Source organism: Chryseobacterium pyrolae (assembly GCF_025153485.1).
Taxonomy (GTDB): domain Bacteria; phylum Bacteroidota; class Bacteroidia; order Flavobacteriales; family Weeksellaceae; genus Chryseobacterium; species Chryseobacterium antibioticum.
The window spans coordinates 102,476-123,193 of the sequence record NZ_JANZQH010000008.1; the positions used below are offsets into that span (position 1 = coordinate 102,476).

At 34.9% G+C, this 20,718-nt stretch carries 20 protein-coding genes and 1 tRNA gene; 13 read left to right on the forward strand and 8 right to left on the reverse strand.

The window, feature by feature from the left end:
• The first annotated feature begins 289 nt into the window (after positions 1-289).
• The 11 genes from NZD88_RS16370 to NZD88_RS16420 all read left to right on the forward strand — a co-directional run bounded on the left by NZD88_RS16370 (position 290) and on the right by NZD88_RS16420 (position 13,217).
• On the forward strand, positions 290-1,405 hold the full coding sequence (locus NZD88_RS16370; RefSeq protein WP_259830543.1) for a helix-turn-helix transcriptional regulator: 1,116 nt from the start codon (positions 290-292) through the stop codon (positions 1,403-1,405).
• Positions 1,406-2,078: 673 nt separating this feature from the next.
• A complete protein-coding gene (locus NZD88_RS16375; protein ID WP_259830544.1) occupies positions 2,079-3,578 on the forward strand; it encodes a tetratricopeptide repeat protein in 1,500 nt (499 codons plus the stop codon).
• A 342-nt stretch (positions 3,579-3,920) separates the two neighbouring features.
• A complete protein-coding gene (locus tag NZD88_RS16380; protein WP_259830545.1) occupies positions 3,921-5,102 on the forward strand; it encodes an autotransporter outer membrane beta-barrel domain-containing protein in 1,182 nt (393 codons plus the stop codon).
• A gap of 145 nt (positions 5,103-5,247) precedes the next feature.
• The gene (locus NZD88_RS16385) at positions 5,248-8,586 is read left to right on the forward strand and encodes a hypothetical protein (protein WP_259830546.1); all 3,339 of its coding nucleotides are present in this window, start codon (positions 5,248-5,250) and stop codon (positions 8,584-8,586) included.
• A 29-nt stretch (positions 8,587-8,615) separates the two neighbouring features.
• Positions 8,616-9,134 (forward strand): hypothetical protein, encoded by a 519-nt coding sequence (locus NZD88_RS16390; protein WP_259830548.1) that lies wholly within the window; start codon positions 8,616-8,618, stop codon positions 9,132-9,134.
• Positions 9,135-9,465: 331 nt separating this feature from the next.
• Complete coding sequence (locus tag NZD88_RS16395; protein ID WP_259830551.1) at positions 9,466-9,891, forward strand: transposase; 426 nt, start codon at positions 9,466-9,468, stop codon at positions 9,889-9,891.
• An 11-nt stretch (positions 9,892-9,902) separates the two neighbouring features.
• Positions 9,903-10,205: a helix-turn-helix domain-containing protein gene (locus NZD88_RS16400; protein ID WP_259830553.1), complete on the forward strand. Its 303-nt coding sequence runs from the start codon at positions 9,903-9,905 to the stop codon at positions 10,203-10,205.
• A gap of 446 nt (positions 10,206-10,651) precedes the next feature.
• A complete protein-coding gene (locus tag NZD88_RS16405; RefSeq protein ID WP_259830555.1) occupies positions 10,652-11,599 on the forward strand; it encodes a BPSS1187 family protein in 948 nt (315 codons plus the stop codon).
• A gap of 325 nt (positions 11,600-11,924) precedes the next feature.
• Positions 11,925-12,371: an SRPBCC family protein gene (locus tag NZD88_RS16410; RefSeq protein WP_259830557.1), complete on the forward strand. Its 447-nt coding sequence runs from the start codon at positions 11,925-11,927 to the stop codon at positions 12,369-12,371.
• A gap of 29 nt (positions 12,372-12,400) precedes the next feature.
• On the forward strand, positions 12,401-12,763 hold the full coding sequence (locus tag NZD88_RS16415) for a DUF2200 domain-containing protein (protein WP_259830558.1): 363 nt from the start codon (positions 12,401-12,403) through the stop codon (positions 12,761-12,763).
• A gap of 16 nt (positions 12,764-12,779) precedes the next feature.
• A complete protein-coding gene (locus tag NZD88_RS16420) occupies positions 12,780-13,217 on the forward strand; it encodes a DUF1801 domain-containing protein (protein WP_259830559.1) in 438 nt (145 codons plus the stop codon).
• Positions 13,218-13,312: 95 nt separating this feature from the next.
• Here the strand turns inward: NZD88_RS16420 and NZD88_RS16425 are convergent, their stop codons facing one another.
• The 3 genes from NZD88_RS16425 to NZD88_RS16435 form a co-directional block, all read right to left on the reverse strand.
• Entirely contained in the window at positions 13,313-14,386 is a 1,074-nt protein-coding gene (locus NZD88_RS16425; RefSeq protein WP_259830560.1) for a hypothetical protein, read from the reverse strand.
• Between the two features lie 323 nt (positions 14,387-14,709).
• Positions 14,710-15,702: a UDP-3-O-(3-hydroxymyristoyl)glucosamine N-acyltransferase gene (lpxD, locus tag NZD88_RS16430; RefSeq protein ID WP_259830562.1), complete on the reverse strand. Its 993-nt coding sequence runs from the start codon at positions 15,700-15,702 to the stop codon at positions 14,710-14,712.
• 310 nt (positions 15,703-16,012) lie between these two features.
• Positions 16,013-16,086 (reverse strand) — tRNA-Ala (locus NZD88_RS16435).
• Between the two features lie 467 nt (positions 16,087-16,553).
• On the opposite strand from NZD88_RS16435, the gene NZD88_RS16440 reads away from it, so the two are divergent.
• Both NZD88_RS16440 and NZD88_RS16445 read left to right on the forward strand, forming a co-directional pair.
• Positions 16,554-17,042 carry a GNAT family N-acetyltransferase gene (locus NZD88_RS16440; protein ID WP_259830564.1) on the forward strand — a complete coding sequence of 163 codons (489 nt, stop codon included), beginning with the start codon at positions 16,554-16,556 and terminating at the stop codon, positions 17,040-17,042.
• Positions 17,043-17,074: 32 nt separating this feature from the next.
• Positions 17,075-17,599, forward strand: a complete 525-nt coding sequence (locus tag NZD88_RS16445; RefSeq protein WP_259830565.1) for an NADPH-dependent FMN reductase — start codon at positions 17,075-17,077, stop codon at positions 17,597-17,599.
• A gap of 44 nt (positions 17,600-17,643) precedes the next feature.
• Here the strand turns inward: NZD88_RS16445 and NZD88_RS16450 are convergent, their stop codons facing one another.
• From NZD88_RS16450 to NZD88_RS16470, 5 genes are all read right to left on the reverse strand, one after another.
• A complete protein-coding gene (locus tag NZD88_RS16450) occupies positions 17,644-18,000 on the reverse strand; it encodes a helix-turn-helix domain-containing protein (RefSeq protein WP_259830566.1) in 357 nt (118 codons plus the stop codon).
• On the reverse strand, positions 17,973-18,407 hold the full coding sequence (locus NZD88_RS16455) for a transposase (protein ID WP_259830567.1): 435 nt from the start codon (positions 18,405-18,407) through the stop codon (positions 17,973-17,975). Before NZD88_RS16455 ends, NZD88_RS16450 begins: the two co-directional genes overlap by 28 nt.
• A gap of 495 nt (positions 18,408-18,902) precedes the next feature.
• The gene (locus NZD88_RS16460; protein WP_259830568.1) at positions 18,903-19,250 is read right to left on the reverse strand and encodes a helix-turn-helix domain-containing protein; all 348 of its coding nucleotides are present in this window, start codon (positions 19,248-19,250) and stop codon (positions 18,903-18,905) included.
• A gap of 37 nt (positions 19,251-19,287) precedes the next feature.
• Complete coding sequence (locus NZD88_RS16465) at positions 19,288-19,722, reverse strand: transposase (RefSeq protein WP_259830569.1); 435 nt, start codon at positions 19,720-19,722, stop codon at positions 19,288-19,290.
• A 181-nt stretch (positions 19,723-19,903) separates the two neighbouring features.
• On the reverse strand, positions 19,904-20,707 hold the full coding sequence (locus NZD88_RS16470) for a hypothetical protein (protein ID WP_259830570.1): 804 nt from the start codon (positions 20,705-20,707) through the stop codon (positions 19,904-19,906).
• Positions 20,708-20,718: the final 11 nt, after the last annotated feature.

Genomic DNA, 20,718 nt, shown 5'->3' on the forward strand with positions numbered 1-20,718 from the left:
CTATTTTAATAAGAGATTCCATCTTTTATTTCTGATTTTTGCTATACAACTTACTGCACAAACTTATACTATTGCTGAGATCGACAGTTTACAAAGAAACGAATCAAGAAGACTTAAAAAAGTTGGGCAGCATAAAGAAAGTATTTTATTAGATAAAGAGCTGATAAAAGCATCACAAAAGTTGCATCATAAAGGAGGAGTTATCCTGGGATACATTAATATCGCAAATACTTTATGCACACTCAATAAGTATCAGGAAAGTTTATTTTATCTTTCTCTTGCCGAAAAAATGATGATAGAATATGAAGATAATACGCTAAAGTCACATCTATTTAATGAATACGGGAGAAATTATTTTCAGCTGGGTTTGTATAGACAGTCTAATATCAATTTTAATAAAGCCATTAAATTTGCCGGGCAAATTGATGATCAGAAAGAGAAAGAAGGACAATTGTATTTTTCATATGCCTGGAAATTAGACAATTTTGAGAAGTTGAATATGACAGATTCTATTAACGAGATGCAAGGGAAATGTATGAGTTTATCCCCTGAACCGCTGCTGTTTGTTGCCATTTCGGAACGTCATTTAAAAAACAAAAAGCTTGATTCTGCTGAATATTATCTTAAAAAAGCTTTTTTATTGAGTGAAAAATATCCCATATACCAAAAATCAATGATTTTGCAGTCTTATGGCAAATTATGTACAGAAAAAAAGGAATATGAAAAATCCCTGACCTATTACTTTAAGTCTTTAGCCATTTCACAAAAAATAAACCGGCAGCAAGATATTCGGGACACTTATAAACTGATTTACAATACATATAGCCTACTCAACAATACAGATAAGAAAAATGAATATTTAGAAAAATATACTATAATTAATGATAGCCTTAGTATTGCAGAAAAAGAAGCTATCAATATACCGCTGGAAAAAATATTAAATGAAAAGGATGAAGCAGAGAAAAGTAAGAATAATCTTTATTACATTTTAGCAGGTATTATTTTTATCATTGTATTGTTTATCATTTTACGTAACAGATATGTAGCCAAACAAAAGAAACATTTCACCAGTAAAAAAGAAGAAGAAATTCTTAATCTCAACAAAAAACCTGATACGACATTTGAAGAAGTTGTACAACTTGCCATTCATTCAGCTCCTTTATTTTTAACGAAGTTTAAAGAATTATATCCGGAATTTTACAATAACCTGGCCTTACAGTATCCACAACTGACGTCTAATGATATCAGGTTTTGTGCGCTGATAAAACTTAACTTTTCCAATAAAGAAATTGCACAGTATGATCATATATCTATTCGTACTGTAGAATCAAAGAAATATAGGCTACGTAAAAAATTAGGACTTCCTGCTGACTTAGATTTTAATAAATGGATCATAAAACTGTAGTTACTATCAATTATATTGAAGCAATTCTTTTCATTTTTTATTTCGAAACCTGGGCATAAAATAGATAATTTCGAAAATAACTCTTATAATTCAATCAATTTTTTACTGAATTCGCACTGCATTTGCACTGCATTCGTACTGTATTTGTACTTCATTAGATATTTTAGTTGCTTTAAATCAATTAATTACGTTTTTGGAGTACTGATGCAGTATCATCTTTTTATATCTCATCTGTAAATTTGTACCATAAATTTTACTTAAAAAAAAATGTCTCTGTTGCATTCATATTACAAATTTATTATTCATAGCATACTCAAGTTGGTATTGATACAACATAATTTTCTTCGTAAAATTAAATAAAGCACAAACTCTAACTAAGGATATAAAATATACACATAATGATGAAAAAAAGATTATACTTATTGGGCTTTTTTCGGAAGCCGTTTTTTTGCACGAACTAGTAAAGTTGGTATTGATATAAATCGATCGACTGCATCTGGAAGTCTCACGGCATACCCTAATTTTTATTCCATAAGAACACACCAAAATCTTCTGGCAAGTATTGAAAAATTCTTACCCAATACAACTGTAATAGAAAGCAGAAACCTTCCAACGCTTGGATAGTCTATAATATACCAAACCCTAAAAAAAATTAAAACTCAATAACACATTTATGAAAAAAAAGATCTTCTATTTTTCTGCTTTATTCTTTTTATCCGGGTTACTCTTTATTCTTACTCCGAATTTTTTTTTCTCTCAAACAGGATCTACTTATTCTGATTCTCGAACAAAATATACGAAGAGTGAGATTGATAGCTTACAAGATAAGGTAACCAATGTATTAAGAGATAAAGGAGAGTTTCAGAAATTAATCCTATTAAATCAGAAAGTGATTAAGGCGTCTAAAAAGATAGGGTATGGGAAAGGAATTGGGAAAGGCTACATAAAGATGGCCAATACTTTACTTTTAGTAGGGAATAATAAAGAAAGCCTGCAGTTTCTGAAACTGGCTGAAAAAGAAGATTATGTAAAGCAGGATGACAGGTTATTATCTGAACTTTATGTAGAATATGGCAGAAATTATGAGATATTAGGGTTTTATAAAAAAGCGAACCAATGCTTTGACAAAGGCATATATTATGGGTGCAGAGTAAAAGATGCTCCAAATTATCTTAGCTATGCCTACAGCTATAAAGCAATTTCAAATAATGTAGTGACTAAGTTTCCGGATTCTGTTATTTATTATCTTCATAAAGCATACAAAATTAAACCAAGCCCTCTAAATGCTGGAAAAATATCCTTTTGGCACATCAATAATAACAGACTTGATTCTGCAGAATATTACATAAAGGAAGCATGGAATAAAGCCATTACCCAACCGAATCATAAGTATCAAAAAGGATCTGTTCTGTGGGGAATGGGGAATGTTTATTTTGTAAAAAAGGACTATGGAAAAGCCGTAGAATATTATCAGCAATCGCTTGACATTTATACAAAAATGAAAAGAAAGGAAGACATGAGGACATTGTACCAAATGATTTCCAATTCTTATGATAGTATGGGTGAACCTAAGAAAGCTAAAGAATATCTTGCCAAATATGTCCCCCTCAATGACAGCCTGAATGCAATTCAAAAACAGGTATTAGATATTTCCTTAGTTCAATTCTTGGAAGAGGAGGAACAGCAAAACCAATCATCCAGACAAAACTTATATTATATCATCGGTGGAATTTTTATAATCAGTATTGCTGTTTCTTCATTAGGGTTCTTTTATTACAGGAAAAATAAGAAGAAAGGCTTTTTACTCAAAGAGAAGAAAATAATGATTGTGCAGAAAGATAAAGAAGTGGAGGTATTAAAACAAAAAATAAATGAATCATTTGAGGAGATCATCCAATTGGTCAAAGAAAATAGTCCTGAGTTCTGGGGTCGGTTTCAGGAAATCTATCCGGAATTTCGTGAAAAAATACTGAAAATTAATCCTAACCTTAGAACTTCAGAACTCATCCTATGTGCTTATATCTATTTAGGATTTAATACAAAAGATATATCAGAATATACTTTTAAAGCAGTTCAAACTATAAAAAATAATAAGTATAATCTGAGAAAAAGGCTTTTTGTTCCTGCAAAAGATGATATGATGCTGTGGTTTCGGAATAATATTGACGATTGATTAATAGGTGGTTACGCATTGAAGTACTTCGTTGGTACCCCTTATTTTTGCTTTCACTGGAATATTTCTATTGATTTACAACTGAGATATTGATGAAAGAGGTTTGAAGCTTTATGGAAACCAGGTTTTATACCCTATGAAATTTCAGGTTTACTTTCTTTAAAATTTTGATAGCCTCATAAGAAACACAACACTAAAATGAAAAAAAATTAACACTTACCCATACCTATACCTATACTTATACAGATATATATGATCCAAATCAGTCATAAGTTGGGACTGGTATATCTTATCTATTCCTTCTTATTTTTTGATTAAACACACATTCTAAAAACACACACAATGAAAAAAAATGTAATTTCTTTAGGAATTTTCCTGATTTCAACCTTCTCATTTGCTCAGATTGGCATAAACACGCCAACGCCCAATATGGATGCAGCATTGGATGTTGTGTCTACCAATAAAGGGATTCTCAATACCCGTATAGCTTTGAGTTCTACAGCAAGTCCTTCGCCTCTCAGTACCCATGTAGCAGGAATGATGGTATACAATACGGCTACAGTATCTGATGTTACTCCCGGCTTATACTACAATGACGGATCAAAATGGATAAAAACAGGAGATTCTGCAGGAACCGTGGCGATTACCAATTCCCTGACCAGTACAGCAAATACCATTACCTCTACAGTCAATGGAATAGCTTCATCTACTACAGCCGTGAAAACGGTGAGCAATACGGTGTCAGGAAATACATTGACAACTACAGTGAATGGAATATCCTCAAGTGCCATTACCCTTCCTCAGGGAGTCAATATTTATAATTCTGATGGTACTCTTACAGGTAACAGAACGGTTTCAACCAATAATAAAATGCTGTGGTTCCAGAATGGGATCAGTAATGTAAATAATCATATAGCATTTGATATTAACGTTGCAGTGCCGGGTAGCACAAGGATTATCAGCAGAGGAAGTAGCAGCTCATTAATAAGAGCGTTGATTGGTTCCAGCCGGACATTGGATATGGAACTTTTAACAGATGGTACTTCCAGACTATTGTCTACAGGAAGTAGTGAGCTTTTCATCGGGACCAATTCATCGTCGGGACCTTTAATCTTCGGAGCGAATAACAACAGAGCAATATTGGCAACCAACGGTAACTTTGGGATCGGAACAACCACTCCTTCTCAAAAACTACATGTAATTGGTAACATTTTAGCCTCAGGAACAATTACCCCGGATTATGTATTTGAAAAACATTTTGAAGGAGTATCAAAATTAAACCCTTCTTATAAGATGATGAGTTTAGACGAAGTGGAAGAATTCACGCATCAAAATAAACATCTACCGGGAGTTCCGTCTGCTTCTGATGTGGAAAGTCAGGGAGGTATAATTCTAAACAGAGCCTCAGAAATAAATCTTGAAAAAATAGAAGAACTGTATCTGTATGTATTTGAGCTCAGTAAAGAAGTGAAAATATTAAGGCAAAAGAACGAGCAATTAGAAAAAATTATAAATAGACACTAGGATATTCAAAAAGACAATTTTTTTATTCCTCGTGAATAAAGCGTGACTTTTTTACTAAAAACATAAGTACAAAAAACAACGAAAAGCCGTCATATCAATCACAGACATTAAGTAATAAAAATAGCATATCCAATAAGTAAGAATAATGAAAAAACTAAAACTTTTAATTAATTTTTTTACTATATGTTTATTCCTATCCATAGGAACACATATAGTAAAAGCTCAGGATTCAGATAGTGATGGCATTACGGATGTCAGTGACTTGGATGATGATAATGATGGTGTTCCGGATGCAGAAGAATCACCGGACTGTTTTTATACGGTATATGAAGCCAATAGAATAGCTTCTGTCATCTCTCCTTTAAATGGGGGCATCGGAGATCCTGCTGCCGGTACTAATATTCCATTGCTATATAATGATAACACCAATGATGGAACTACAATTACTGCGTATAATTTTGCAGCATTACAGACCATCACTTCAGGGTCGGCTATATTTACGGTGCAATATCCAACTCCGGTCATTCTAAAATCGATGGCCGTAACTCAAGCCGCTAATGGGATGGCGGCTAGTGGTTTTGCAAAATTATACGGCTCCAATGACGGTATTGGCTATACGCTTCTTACAACAGGCATTGGAATAAGCATATCCGGTACAAATCCCACCTTTAATACTACTTCTACAACGCCTTACCTATATTATCAGATCAGGTATATAGGAACTGTTTCCGGAGGCAATGCAACCTCTGTAACTGCGGGTACCACAGCAATACACGAGATTGCATCCCTGCTTTCAACAACTGTAGCCTATATCCCTTCAGCACATCCGAAACCTGGAATTTGCAGCGTGGATACGGATGGAGATGGAACCCCCAATCATTTGGATACGGACAGTGATAATGATGGTTGTTCAGATGCGTATGAAGCCCATGCAACCACCAATAAGACACTAAGTACTTTACCAGGACCATACGGAATCAATGGTTTGGCGAATGCTGTGGAAACCAGTGCAGACAGCGGACAGGTTTCTTACGTATCCACCTATGCAAAATATGCCAATAATAACAATCAAAACCTGTGTATTGATACAGACAACGATGGTGTTCCCAACCCCATTGATATAGATGATGATAATGATGGAGTCTTAGATACTTCCGAAGGAGATTTTTGTGGAAAAATTAACAGGAATATCAGAGTAGGATATTTAGCCAGTGGTGTAGGAGACGATGGTTTAGCAACCAATTTATTATTAAATCTAAATAATTTTGGACCCCATGGTATTTATAATAAAACTACAGGGATTACCCTGGTTCCTTTTGCCACTGAAGCAAGCATTACTGAAGCAAGTTTACTTGCCAATACTATAGACGTGTTTTTTGTTGGATCTTCAGCTAATGATGCCACTACCAGTGCAGATAAGGTATCTACAGCTCTCAACACCAGATTAATCACCTGGGCCCAGAATAACAGCAAATCAATATTTGCCCTTCAGAATAATGCTATTGATTACGGGTATACCATTACCAATAATAATGTGAATCCCAACACGCCTTCGGGAACAATAGGGACGAATACCTACACCAACGGATATTGGCCAACGTCTTCCCTGAATCAGTCAGGAGCAATTCAGATGACCATTCAGTCCAGTACCAGACCATTCGATATTCTGATGACAGATGCGAATCTGAGACCTGTAGTGATCACAGACCGGGGATATAACTTGCTGATCTTCCCTGATGCTACCATATATAATGCTGAATCAGGTATGATTACTCCCACCACAAATGACCAAAAGGCAATTGCAGATACCTGGACCTACTTCTTTGACAGGTTTGTTGCTCCTCAATGCACGACATTAGATACAGATGGAGATGGTACCCCAAATCATTTGGATCTCGATTCAGATGGGGACGGTTGCAGTGATGCTTTGGAATCGGGGGCAACGACTTCCTTAACCTCAAACTTTGCCTTTATTTCAACTGCTGGTACGGCAACAGATACCAATAGCGATGGTTTGGCAGATATTGTGGATGCCAATACAAACAAGATTCCGGATTATCTAAGTACGTACGATCCCCATGCATTGGATAATACAATCAGGAAATGTCTGGACAGTGACGGGGATATTCTGCCTGATGCTGCAGATATGGATGATGATAATGATGGTATTTTGGATACGAATGAAGGGAATACCTGTAGCGGATTGGGAAGAAATTTAAGAATAGGGTATTTAAATACTACCGTGGGAACAACCGGATTAATGATGAATATGCTAAGCAATACGGTTAATTTTAGTTCCACAGGGACTTATAACAAATTTTCAGGGATTACGTTTGTGCCGTTTGCTACCGAAGCAGCTATTACTGAGGCCCAGTTGCTGGCCAATACTATAGATGTATTCTATGTAGGATCTTCAGCGACTGATGCCCAAACTTCGGCAGACAAGCTTTCAACGGCAGTGAATACCAGAATATTGTCATGGTCTGACAACAACAATAAAGGAGTGATTGTAATGCAGAATAATGCAACCGATTACGGGTATCAGATCACGAATAACAATTTAAATACAGATGTTCCTTATGGATCTATCGGGGACGCTGTTTTTACTAACGGTTATTGGCCGGAAAATACTTTCAACCAGTCCGGGACTGTACAAATGACGATTGCTTCTTTAACCAGAACATATGAAACAGCAATGGTGGATGCTAACGGTAAAGCAGTTTTTGCCCGGGATGCAGATAGGAAGATTGTATTTATTCCGGATGCAACTTCTTTTAGTGGTGCAAATCAAACCGCTTCAACAATTACAAATGCTGAATTAAGAATAGCAGCAGATGTCTGGGCTTATGGTTTTGATGTGTTTTTAGATGGACAGCAAACATGTACCACGGTAGATACCGATGGAGATGGTATTCCAAATCATCTTGACCTGGATTCAGATAATGATGGATGTCTGGATGCTTTAGAAGGAACAGCCAATATTACATCATCCCAATTAGTTAATGCGGGAGGTAGTCTTTCTGTAGGAACAGGTTCTTCGGCTTCTAATCAAAATTTATGTGCAGGTTCTGTATGTGTTGATGCCAATGGTATCCCTACAATTGTTGGAAATACAGGACAAGGAATAGGAGATTCTCAGAATGCTTCCGTAAGCTCAGGATGTTTCTGCTACAAACCGGCCACATTGACTGGAACTGTATTAGACACAAAGTATGGTATCACAGCATTAGGAAGAGCAGGTGTAAACAGCGGCAACTGGCCAATGGTTAGAAAAGGAGCATGGACGGCTTTGGAAGCTAAGGCCAAAGGGCTTGTGGTCAACAGAATACCTACGACAGCACAGGTTAATGCTATTGCTATTCCTGTTGAAGGAATGATGGTTTACGATGAAGAAGCCGATTGTCTAAAAATTTATACGACAGTGGATAATGGGATGACATTTAGTTGGCAGTGCTTTAATACACAAGCCTGCCCTGATTATTAATACTATTTTAACTCATAATAATCTCAAAAATGAAAAAAACGTTTATATCAATATTTGTCATTATTTCCGCCTGTGTTTTTGCACAGGTGGCAATAGGCAAAAATTCAGTGACCAATTCTTCAGTTTCATTGGAATTCGGGATGGGCAATAGGGGGCTATTATTGCCTTGGGTAACTTCTACAGGATCAGTAACAGGTGCTGTAGACGGTACAATGATTTATGACATTACCGATAAAAAAGTAAAATATAGAAAAAACGGAAGTTGGTTTGACCTGAGTGTAGATAATACAGGTATCGTAGATACCACATTACAAGATGCTCTTGTGGAGCAAACTTCTGCGAAAACAGCAGTCGGCGTAAATGCTGCTACAGATGGCACCTCAGGGATTTTGGTATTAACAGATACCAATAAAGCAATGATACTCCCAAAAGTAGATAGTCCGCATTTGAATATCATCAATCCTGCAGCTGGGATGATCGTGTATGATACTGTGAAACATCAGCTGGCTATTTTTAATGGAACGGTATGGTCCTTCTGGAAACCCTAGTGAAAATTTTAAATTATTTTACATGAAAGATTTATTATTTGCGACTTTACTGATATTGTCAAACGTGATGTATTCCCAAGCCTGGAATGCAGGGGTTAATACAGTATTACCTGGTAGTACTTTTACTGTAAACGGTTCTAAAGTATAATAAATAATCCCATGCACCTCAACAAAAGGGAAATAAGAAATTTTATTTTAGAGTTAATTGATACTAAACAAAAAAGCATTTCACAAATTTCCAAAGAAAGTAATGTTCCCAAGAAAACTATTTATAAATGGATGGTTTACAGGTGGATAGAAAAGCATGTTAAAAAAACTAATCTTCAATAATATGAATATAGATTTTAAAGACATACATATAGGAAACTGTTTAAAAGAACAGGTAAGGGAGCAGGAAATATCTATTGATCGTATTTGTAAATATTTCAAGGTGCACGAAGATGAGATCATCAAAATGTATGATCAAAAAAGTTTAGACACGGCTATTCTTCTTAAATGGTGCAAACTGGCAGAATATGACTTCTTTAGGTTATATGTGACTCATCTTTTGTTATATGACAGTATCTCCCATACCAAAAGGAATAAAGAGACAAAAAAAGTTAATGGACAGATAATATTTAGAAAAAATATTTACACTAAAGAGATCAAGGAGTTTTTGGTAAGCTTAGTTTCTACCAATCAAAAGTCTGTATCAGAAATTATGGAAGAATATAACATTCCAAGGACCACAATTTACAAATGGTTAAGAAAACATTAAATACTTATGATATGAAAACACCTAATTATCAGAAAATATATGAGGATCTTATCAAGTTTAAAGGTTTAGAAGATCATATGACAGTTCCAAAACTGGAAAGGAGTATTGACATCATCAAATTCAATAAATTAATTTCAAAACAAACAGTAAACGAGATCGTTACACAGCAAGGGAGATCGTATGATGAAGATTCTATTCTTGAATTACTTCATTATCAGATAAAATATGAGATGAGTAATACACAATTGGCTTTGGAGTTTAAGCTCAGTAGAAATACAGTGGCAAGATGGAAGAAAATTTATAATATTAAATAATTCTGCGAGTCTCTATACCAAAAACAGGTTCAAGTTTTTTAACAAAACAGGATATGATCTATTATTTAAAGTTTGACAGGCATTTGTGGTTACTTCTTGAAAAAATACCTGCATATAATTAAAATAGCCTTTAATTCATATGGCATTGATTTCAAAAACGATTGAAAAGCATTTAAACCCTTTAATTTTAAATAATTACAGGGTTTTTATTTTGGGAGTAAGTATCTTTTTAACTATATCGAATGTTTTGGATCTTAGATCAGCTGTGATTGTTATGAGCAAGGGAAGATGTACAGAATTTCTATTTATTGTGAATAGAATCTGGAGATTTCAATATTTATATCACATTGCGCATGCTCAGATGCACACAGATTTTATCTTGGGATTTTCGAAGTGTATAGTACTTTTATATAACTTAGTATACTAATTTTTAACACTAAATACGAATGAAAAAAAAGATTTTTTTCTCAATCATTTTACCAATCATTTTATTGGTACTTATTGTAAACCCTGTCATAGGTATAACAGCACAAAGTATCAACCATTCTGCTGATTTTGCCAGATATAAAATACTTAAAGTAAGACCTAGCGAAGCAGATCCCACCGTACGGAACTGGGACAGTGTGCATGTCGTTTATTACGACAGGGCTATTAAAAATAATAAGGTGTTGCTATGGCTTACGGGTACTAATGGATCGACTAATAATGTTCCAATAAGCTTTTTCAAAACAGCTTTGGATCAGGGATATAGGATTATTGCACTTTCTTTTATTAGCACTCCCGGTGTTTCACAGGTATGTGTGGGAAACAAATTAAGTAAAGACATTGATTGTGCTGCTGAATTTCGTAGAAAACGTATATATGGTGATACTGTTTTCTCATCTATTCCGGATGAGTATCAAGATGCTATTGTACCTCGTTTGATAAAGTTGTTACAGTATTTGTCGAAAAATGATAAAGAAGGTTTCTGGTCTCAATACTTAAATCAAAGTACTGGCAAACCTGTTTGGAGCGATATAGCCTTAGCTGGTCAATCGCAAGGTGGAGGAATGGCTGAATTTATTGCGCAGCATGAATCGGTAGCGAGAGTTATAAGCTTTTCCGGCGGTTGGGATTACAGCGATTCAAAAACGAAAAAGATTGCAGGCTGGTATTTTAAAAAATTAATAACACGCCCGGAAAATGTTTTTGCAACTTATCATGTACAGGAAGTTGCTGCTAAACAGCTGGATAAAATAAACAAAACATTACATATACCTGCCGATAATGTCTTTGCGCTAGACCAACCACTTTTGAAACAAAAGAAGAGTAATAATAACCCGTACCATACAGAAGGAATTAAGAATCCTGTTTATAAACCTATTTGGATAAAAATGCTTGGTTCCGGACTATAGAATTTTTTGCAGCGGGTTATGTATAAATAGTTAAAGTAATGTATGCTTATCGGCTTAAACCTAAATAAGAAATTCTCCCAGCTAATTAAAAAAAATAGACACCAAAACAACAGTCAAAAAAAATTTGACCATTGAAACTTTTAGACCTATTTTTGGAAGGGTTACATTTGATAATTTGGGGTCGCAAAAAGTTTTAGAAAAAAATGGTTTCATTAAAATCGGAACGGACCAATTTTTCGCCAATGCACGACAAATGGAAATAGAAGAATTTATCTATAAACTAACAGAAAAAACGGAGTAAGTTTAATCTAAAAAAAATAAAATTATGGCAACAAGTACCGTAAGTTTCCACAGAGTAATAAAAGCCCCTGTTAGCAAGGTTTTTAGAGCATTCTCAGATTCTAATGCAATGGCGTTTTGGCTACCGCCTTATGGATTTTTGTGTACCGTACACGAAATGGATTTCAAAGTGGGCGGAGGCTATAGGATGTCATTTAATAATTTTACTACTGAAAAGAGTCATTATTTTGGAGGGCAGTATCTGGAAATAAAACCCAACGAATTGCTGAAATATTCAGACAAATTTGAAGATCCGAATCTTCCCGGCGAAATGACGACCACCGTTTGGCTGAAAGAGGTATTGTGTGGCACAGAAATCAAGATCACACAGGAAGGAATCCCGGAACAGATTCCTGCAGAATTTTGTTATTTAGGTTGGCAGGAATCACTGGAAAAGCTGATGAAGCTGGTGGAACCGGTCATTAATGAGTAGTTCATCCTATTTAAAATAAAAATCAGGATATGAAAACAACACCTGAACACGATCAGCGTATTGCAAAAATGATATTTGGATCCGTTTATCCGCACTACATCAAGAAAGTGGAAAGCAAGGGCCGGACTATAGAAGAACTGCATCAGGTTATAGAATGGCTGACCGGATTTGATAACAAAAAACTACAGGAGCTTATCGACGAGAAAGTGACTTTTGAAACATTTTTTGAAAGAGCTGCATTGAATCCCAACGCACATTTAATAACCGGAGTTATTTGCGGCTACCGCATTGAGGAAATTGAAACCCCGCTAACCAAACAGGCAAGGTATCTGGATAAATTAATTGATGAATTGGCGAAAGGTAAAAAAATGGAAAAGATTTTAAGACAATAATCAAAAAACCTGAGCTATGGCAAAGACCAAAACGAACCATACAGGAGTAGATGTAGTGGATTTTATCAATTCATACGTTGATAATGAGCAGAAGAGAAATGACAGTTTCCGGCTTATAGAGCTTATACAGGAATGGTCCGGCTTTGAACCGAAAATGTGGGGACCAACGATTATTGGGTTCGGTAATTATCATTACAAATATGCAAGCGGGCATGAAGGTGATGCTCCCATTCTTGGATTTTCGCCAAGAAAAGCGGCATTCTCACTCTATGTTTATTCCGGGACCGAAAAAAGCGAAAAATTATTAGCCAATCTGGGAAAATTCAAAATGGGCAAAGCTTGTATCTATATAAAAAAGCTTTCCGATATCGATACATCTGTATTACAGGAACTCTGCCTGGAATCGATCGTATATCTCAACGAGCATTACGAATGCGCATGTAGAAAAAATTGAACTCCTAGAAGCGAGATCTTATGCAGGCAAGGATATAGCGGAAAATTTAAGTCTGTTTAGGTAGAAGATGAAACACAACAGGAAGCAGTTCAGATCTAGTAAAAGGTATAGGTTAACCACAGTGTGCGGTCTTGAAAATACTGAACCATATCCATTGTATCGGATTTCCGTTGTATGGAAGTTAGAAACCCTTTTTTATCATAAATCATCTCCAGCTCGCTTACTTTTTGCCCGTTCCATAGATCCTCCATCAGGACCAGATTCTTGTTTTTGTCATAAGTATACCTTTCGGTTTTGGGCTCAAGGCTGGCAGGAGCATCGGTTATTTCCGACAAAAGACCGTCTTTGAATCGATATTGTTCGGAAGGTATTTTCTTGGCGGCACAGCCATTGTGGAGAAATAAACCTACCGGAAGGCCGCTCAGATAATAATACGTTTTCTTTTGATGACAGGGATCCGGATTGTCATTATTCTTCTTAAAATTGAAATATTCGGTGCGCTCTTCTGCCTCAAATTTCTGGTCTGTATAATAGCGATATTGCCAGGAAGAAAACTGATTTTCGGAGGTCATTTTCTTCAAAAGGCTTTCATCCGGTAAAGAGCCCCGGAGAATAATTTTGTCTGCACCGGGAACAGGCTCTCCAAGCCAATCGCTGCTTTGTAATCTATTTGGCATTTGAGAATTTAATGAAAAGATGCGAATCCTATCAATCCTGTTGTTCTTATCATATTGATAGCTGCTGATTTTTACGATACCATCCCGATAATCGATTCTTGCTTTTTTATCAATTAATCCCTGTGCATTGTAATAATACCTGGTATAAAAAGCAGTGTCTGTTTCTTCTTTATGGTAGCGTATGGTGGTCATACTTTCCATGGAGCCGTTGGGATTAAAATTATACAGATACTTCGTCCCGGTTTTTTCATTATTCTCAAGCGCAATACTTTTTACTTTAGTCTTCTTTATAAAAGCAGGGTTGAAGGGGAAAACCGTTTTTGTAAAATAATCTTCTTCCTCAAATGGATACACGGTGTAGAATGATATTTCCTGTGCTTTGACAGCAATCATCATAGAGCAGATCAAAATGCAGGTTAAAAAAGAAATAAGTTTATGCTTTGAATGCATCATACATTTTGCCATATTAATATCTTGTTCTTTCTGGATCATTTCACAAAATTATTTTATGTAAGATAAGATATTTTGTGTCTAAATTTATACATCATCAGGATTTAACAGCCAGTTAACTTTCAATAGAGTTTTTAGGCAAATCGAAGGAGTAATCCCAACAGAATATATTTATAATATCCAAAAAAATATAAATTAGGCGTTCTCAAGGCCTTATTAAATGGAAGATTTATTCAAAAAATATAAACATTATTTTAAAGTAAATTAGATATACTTAAGATCGAAAATTTTGTGTTTTCGATCTTTTTATAGAATATAAATAAAATTTAGTCATTGAATTTAAATCTGGAAATCCAAATTTACAATTAACCGTTTGCCGCAAGCTTTTTAAGGGCAGCCCATTGTTTTAGAGTAGTACGGGCTTCAGCTGCAGGGTAGCCCAGATAGGTTTTACCTGCGGGTACATCGCCAGCAACACCAGATCCTGCACCTATAATCGCACCATCGCCAATAGTAGTATGATCTTTAATAGAAGCACTTCCGCCAATAATAACACCATTACCCAGGGTAACACTACCTGCAAGGCCACTATTGCCTGCCATAATACAATATTTGCCCAATACGCTATTGTGGCCTATTTGTACAAGGTTATCAATCTTACAGCCATCACCAATAATAGTAGAACTAAATTTACCACGGTCTACACAAGAACCTGCACCAATTTCTACCCAGTCTCCAATGATGACATTCCCAATTTGCGGAATTTTTGCCAATCCTCTTTCAGGACAAGGCCTAAATCCAAAACCATCGGCGCCGATAATCGCATTGGGATGCAATATCGTATTTTTTCCAATGTGGCAGTTTTCTCTAATCACAACACCGCTCCATACCGTACTGCTTTTACCTACCGTACTATTGTCTAAAATGGTCGCATTGGGGTAGATGATTACGTTGTCACCTAGCTGTACATTAGGACCAATGTAGGTGCCTGCGCCAATACGAACACCTTCGCCAACAATCGCGGTAGGATGTACCGATGCAGAAGGATGGATATCGGTATCAAATTGGGGATGAAGGGGGGCAAATAATTCCAGTATTTGAGACATGGCAAGATCGGCATTATTAACTTTAATAAATGCTCTGTTTTCGCCAGGATGAATAGAGATGTCATGATTTACCACAGCTACGGATGCTTTGCTGCAAGCCCATAGTTTCTCGTATTTTTTATTGCCTATAAAGGTAATTTGATGATTACCTGCAAGTTCTATTTGCTCCGGAGAGGAAATAAAATGTGAAGTACTGCCTACTATATAACCCTTTAGTAATGTATTGATTTCTAATACTGAAAATAATTTCATAAGTAATTGTTTTTTTTAATCCGTGCAGTAATCAAGTTTTTATGCAGGAAATTACCGTAAGGGAAACAGAAAAGTGATTGAGATTTTAATTATTGGTCAAGATGGGGAAAATATGTTAATAAAACGCTGAAACAACAATAATATTTCAATAATAATCATTTTAATTGTTTTTTTTTTAAAAGATAATAACTGCTATGAAATTGGGGGTATTATATGTATTAAAAAAAAAAGGATGCTTCCTTATAAAAATAAAAAATCCTGTATTTCCGAAGAATTACAGGATTAATAGGCTTTTCAAACATTTTTGATGTGGAGAATACGGGATTCGAACCCGTGACCTTTTGACTGCCAGTCAAACGCGCTAGCCAACTGCGCCAATCCCCCTTATTTAAAGGTTTGTCCGATAAAAAGTACTTTCTAAAAGACTTTGGCAAAGATAGAAAATATCTCCATACCTGAAAATTTTATTTGCGGAAAATCGATGTTTTTTAGAATTATTTCTTTGTTTCTATCTTCAGCAGCTCTGTATCAAACATTTCAGTCAGTTTTTATGCTCCAGATTACTGAACAAAAAGGTTTTAGTCTATTAATCCAATAATTATTTTCAGATTACGTTGTAGCAACAACAGGCAACCTGATTATAATAGAAACAATATGGGTTTTAATACGGTTGGTTATTACATTCATCATCTCAATTTATAGACAATAACTATTTAGTTTTATAAATTTTAGAAAATGATTTAACTAAATTTAGGGCATGGTTAATGATTTTAGCTAAAAATAGGAAGCAGTCGTTTTAGCAAGCAACATGACTATTTAAAAATTCCCGAATAATAAAATACAATAATTTAATGATTAGGAAAGCTACTCAAAGAGATATAATTCAAGCATCAGAAGTATTAGAGGAAGTAAAAATGCATATGCTGAGTGAAGGTATTGATCAGTGGGATCAGGAATATCCAAATAAAATTGTTTTAATGCAAGATGTTGAGAAAGAAGAAGCATTTATTTATGAAGAGCAAAATGAACTATTGGCTTATATGGCGCTAAATGAAAAATGCGACGAAGAATACAATGATTTAAACTGGAAAACAGCTGTTCCATTTGTAGTGATTCATCGTTTATATGTAAAACCTACTGCGCAAGGAAAAGGAATTTCAAGCAAAATGATTAGATACGCGGAAAAATATGCTCTTGACTCTCAATATCGATCTATCCGGTTTGACGCTTTCTCATTAAATGAAACCGCCAATATGGTTTATCTGAAAAAAGGATACGAACTTGTAGGAACTGTCAGTTTTCGAAAAGGAGTTTTCAACTGTTATGAAAAAGCAATATAAAATACAATAAGAGGAGTGATTAAATATAATGTATGAAGGATATTTTTGTAATAAACGGGAGTGCAAGCAGCCATTCGTCAAATCAAAAACTCATCGATATATTCGCTGACCTGACAAAGGATATTTTTAACTTGAGCGTTTTTAACGAGCTTAAATTACTACCTCATTTTGATCCTGAACTTTCTGTTACCGAACCTCCAAAAGCAATTGTAGACTTTAGACAATCAATAGAAGATGCAGATGGTATTTTAATCTGTACCCCTGAATATGTTTTCAGTATTCCCAGTGGACTTAAAAATGCAATTGAGTGGTGTGTTTCCACAACCGTATTTTCAGAAAAACCCTTAGGAATTATTACAGCGTCAGCGAATGGGGAAAAAGGACATTTGGAATTACAGTTGATCATGGAAACATTAATGGCCCATTTCACTGCTGATACAAAGCTTTTAATTCCAGGGATAAAAGGAAAAATCAATGATGAGGGTATTTTAATGGATACCCAATCAAAAAAAGCATTAATCAATTTTATACATGCATATGAAAAACTGGTTTTATAGTGAAAATCTGCTTCCACTGCTTCTCTCATAGTTTTATAATCTAATCATTCACCTTTCAAATATTTTAAACCGTAAATTTTTTTCCATTTTGTAACCGTATTTCTGCTGAGTTTAAAATGTTTAGCTACCTGGTTGTTACTTAGTTTGTTGTTCTTTTGATAATCCAGGATCTTTTGTACAGTTTCATCATCATACGAACGGTGTCTCTGGTTGAGGGAAATATTTTCCGTATTATTCCCGAAAATAATAGCATTAATTCTAATAATGTCGATGCTGGATAACTGTTCTTTAGATAATATTTTTTTGCATTTTTCCTTCTTTTCAGGATGCTTTAATTCTATTAGATCTGAGTATATTCTTTTATAATCCGGTTTTAGTCTTTCCTGTACTTTTCTATCCATCTATATAATGTGGTTTTAGGAATTTTGTACTCATTTATTACTTGATATTTACTTTTTTTCCCGGTTTCAACGAGTTCCAGAATGAAGTCAATAATTTCTTTAGTGTAAATATTTTTCCGAAATTCAGGCAGTAATGATTTCTCTTTACCAGATTCATTACTATACTTCACTGCTGAAGACTGAGAAGAGTATAACATTAAATGATGAGAGTAGATTCTAAAGAAATCGTAGTCTAATAATTTGCACCATTTTAATACGACATCCGTTGAAAGATTTTCCTGTATCAACATTTCTTCAATATCGGCTTCAGTACATTTAAAAAAGTTACAGATACGAAGCATTTCTATCTTACATTCTGCGATGCGCTGACTGATAAGAGTTCCTATATGTATTTCCTTGAAGTTCATGGCTTATTTTTAATACCATAATAGACTTGATTATTTAGCATTTTAATCATCATTTATGTTTGTTATACAAAATTTGTGTTTTTACTTATATATTTATTAACGTATTATATGGCAAATCAGCATTTCTATTCAAGACCCTAAAGGTCTCTAAAAACGAGCCGGAGAATTATTTCCAATACCTAAAATTGTTTAGTATATACAAGATTACAAAGGTATCTTTTCTTCTAGAAAAAAAATAGAGCAGCAAACGTAATCATGCATAATCGGTTGATAAGCAATGGGTAAACGGATGTCGAAATTCGGAATTTTATTAATTTCAATTATAAAAAAGCAATGGGATCAGTGTTGTAATAGTTTTTAATTCTACTCAACTGAACATCACATTGTATACCGTGACGAGTGACTGGTATTTGATCTCAAAATGCTTAATTACAAAGGCTATTAATATTCAGAATGGTTGGTTGGCACTTGATCTGAATATTCAAAATACAGAATTTAAGTCCGGGCTACGGAATCATGTTCTGAAAACTTTTTCCATTTAGCGATTGTATTTCTGCTGATTTTAAAGTGAGTGGCCAGTTGAGAATTGTTTAGCTTGTTCCTCTTCTGATACTTTAAAATATCTATTATTGTAGATTCATCATAAGCTCTATATTTCTGGTTATTTATCGATGTTGTTTTATCACCGGTTCCAAAAACGAGGTCATTAAGTTTAATCACGTCTAAAACGGAAATCACATCCTTTTTCAGTATCGTTCTGCAGCTTAGCTCTTTTGCTGGATGTTTTTTTAAAATGATATCGGTGAAGATCAATTTGTAATCGGGGAGCATGTTTTTTTTCATTACCTCTATTGTTTATTGATTGGCAATATGGTTGTGATTATTCTTCAGTTTCAGGATCATTGTTCTCATGACTATATTTAGCAATCCATTTGTATAATGTTGTTTTGGGAATTCTGTAATATTCACTGATTTGTGCTTTGGTCCTCGCACCGTCATTGATTTCAGATAAAATAAAATCAATAATATCTTTGGTATAAATACTTTTACGGAATTTTGGCAGGGATGTATCTATTTTGATTTTGCTTTTATGTTGGGGAGAATAGAGGATCAGATGTTGAGAATACAAACGGAAGAAATCATAGTCCAATAGTTTACACCACTTAAGAATATCATGAGAATTCATATTTTCAAGCCGAAACATCTCATATATTTCTTCTTCACATAGTTTAAAGAATCTGCAGGTCCTTTCTATCGGGATATTCAATTCTCTCCATCTTGTTTCGATAAGTTTTCCTATGTGTATATTTTTCAAAACAGTTTTATTTTAAATATTTATCCATAGATCCTAAGCAGTCTCAACAAGGATTTGTTACTCAGGTAGTTTTAATATAATCATTATACTTCCGTTTACATAATATCAGCTGGAGAATAAGCACTTACAGATAGCTTAGCTGCCCCAATGAGTTTTTTCATTTTGTAGATATTATTTTTTGTTACTGTAGAGGTGTTGCTATTACATCTAATCTGTCATAAGCAGAGCCTCCAAAGGTTGCTCTGATGCCCTGAACATTATCATAGGCATAAACATATCCTTTCAGTTCAATAGAATAAGTACCTGGTGACAGAGTAACAGAGACACTTCCTCTAGGATAAAAAAATTGTTTTGTGTAATTGACTGATGAATTCATAAATGATATGGCATCGGTATATAGTACATCGTTTACTGTAAATGGGGTTGAGGAAGGTAAGCTTTTCCAGGTTAAACGAGCTCCTATCTGTTTTGATGTCCCATCAGTTAAATTACTTCCGGATGCATTAACAATATTTCCTACCCCTAACTGATAAGATAAAACAACCAGTGAAGTTTGAGAAATAGTAAAAGTTCTGACAAGCAATCCATTGGTGTAGCTTGCATTTCCATTGATAGAAGATAAAGTCTGGCTTACAGATATGGCATCTGCACCATTTGTTCCTGCAAGAACCTGCGGTAATAAGAGTGTAGTGGACCGGGTTGTTATACTTCCGGAGGTGTCAGTTGTTAATGCTTTAGAATTAATAGTGTTTATTCCCAGGCCGGTCATACGTACACTTCCCGAAGTATGCATCTGTGAGGTCGGATTTGAAACGTTGATGCCGGTATTGCCATTATCGAGTACGGTAAGGATCTCTTTGGTATTTGAGTTACTGACTTTTAATGCTTTGGTGGTACCCGTATTTCCTAAGCTCACAATATCCACCATTGCGGAAGGATTTGTTGTGTTTATTCCTATTTGAGAATAAAATAAACTGCTGTTCATCAGGCAAATGA

What these genes read in the sequence shown, in the direction of transcription:
- NZD88_RS16370 (WP_259830543.1), top strand. Translation starts at nt 290, where the DNA reads ATGATGATAGAATATGAAGATAATACGCTAAAGTCACATCTATTTAAT.
- NZD88_RS16375 (WP_259830544.1), top strand. Translation starts at nt 2,079, where the DNA reads ATGAAAAAAAAGATCTTCTATTTTTCTGCTTTATTCTTTTTATCCGGG.
- NZD88_RS16380 (WP_259830545.1), top strand. Translation starts at nt 3,921, where the DNA reads ATGAAAAAAAATGTAATTTCTTTAGGAATTTTCCTGATTTCAACCTTC.
- NZD88_RS16385 (WP_259830546.1), top strand. Translation starts at nt 5,248, where the DNA reads ATGAAAAAACTAAAACTTTTAATTAATTTTTTTACTATATGTTTATTC.
- NZD88_RS16390 (WP_259830548.1), top strand. Translation starts at nt 8,616, where the DNA reads ATGAAAAAAACGTTTATATCAATATTTGTCATTATTTCCGCCTGTGTT.
- NZD88_RS16395 (WP_259830551.1), top strand. Translation starts at nt 9,466, where the DNA reads ATGAATATAGATTTTAAAGACATACATATAGGAAACTGTTTAAAAGAA.
- NZD88_RS16400 (WP_259830553.1), top strand. Translation starts at nt 9,903, where the DNA reads ATGAAAACACCTAATTATCAGAAAATATATGAGGATCTTATCAAGTTT.
- NZD88_RS16405 (WP_259830555.1), top strand. Translation starts at nt 10,652, where the DNA reads ATGAAAAAAAAGATTTTTTTCTCAATCATTTTACCAATCATTTTATTG.
- NZD88_RS16410 (WP_259830557.1), top strand. Translation starts at nt 11,925, where the DNA reads ATGGCAACAAGTACCGTAAGTTTCCACAGAGTAATAAAAGCCCCTGTT.
- NZD88_RS16415 (WP_259830558.1), top strand. Translation starts at nt 12,401, where the DNA reads ATGAAAACAACACCTGAACACGATCAGCGTATTGCAAAAATGATATTT.
- NZD88_RS16420 (WP_259830559.1), top strand. Translation starts at nt 12,780, where the DNA reads ATGGCAAAGACCAAAACGAACCATACAGGAGTAGATGTAGTGGATTTT.
- NZD88_RS16425 (WP_259830560.1), bottom strand. Translation starts at nt 14,386, where the DNA reads ATGATCCAGAAAGAACAAGATATTAATATGGCAAAATGTATGATGCAT.
- lpxD (WP_259830562.1), bottom strand. Translation starts at nt 15,702, where the DNA reads ATGAAATTATTTTCAGTATTAGAAATCAATACATTACTAAAGGGTTAT.
- NZD88_RS16440 (WP_259830564.1), top strand. Translation starts at nt 16,554, where the DNA reads ATGATTAGGAAAGCTACTCAAAGAGATATAATTCAAGCATCAGAAGTA.
- NZD88_RS16445 (WP_259830565.1), top strand. Translation starts at nt 17,075, where the DNA reads ATGAAGGATATTTTTGTAATAAACGGGAGTGCAAGCAGCCATTCGTCA.
- NZD88_RS16450 (WP_259830566.1), bottom strand. Translation starts at nt 18,000, where the DNA reads ATGGATAGAAAAGTACAGGAAAGACTAAAACCGGATTATAAAAGAATA.
- NZD88_RS16455 (WP_259830567.1), bottom strand. Translation starts at nt 18,407, where the DNA reads ATGAACTTCAAGGAAATACATATAGGAACTCTTATCAGTCAGCGCATC.
- NZD88_RS16460 (WP_259830568.1), bottom strand. Translation starts at nt 19,250, where the DNA reads ATGAAAAAAAACATGCTCCCCGATTACAAATTGATCTTCACCGATATC.
- NZD88_RS16470 (WP_259830570.1), bottom strand. Translation starts at nt 20,707, where the DNA reads ATGAACAGCAGTTTATTTTATTCTCAAATAGGAATAAACACAACAAAT.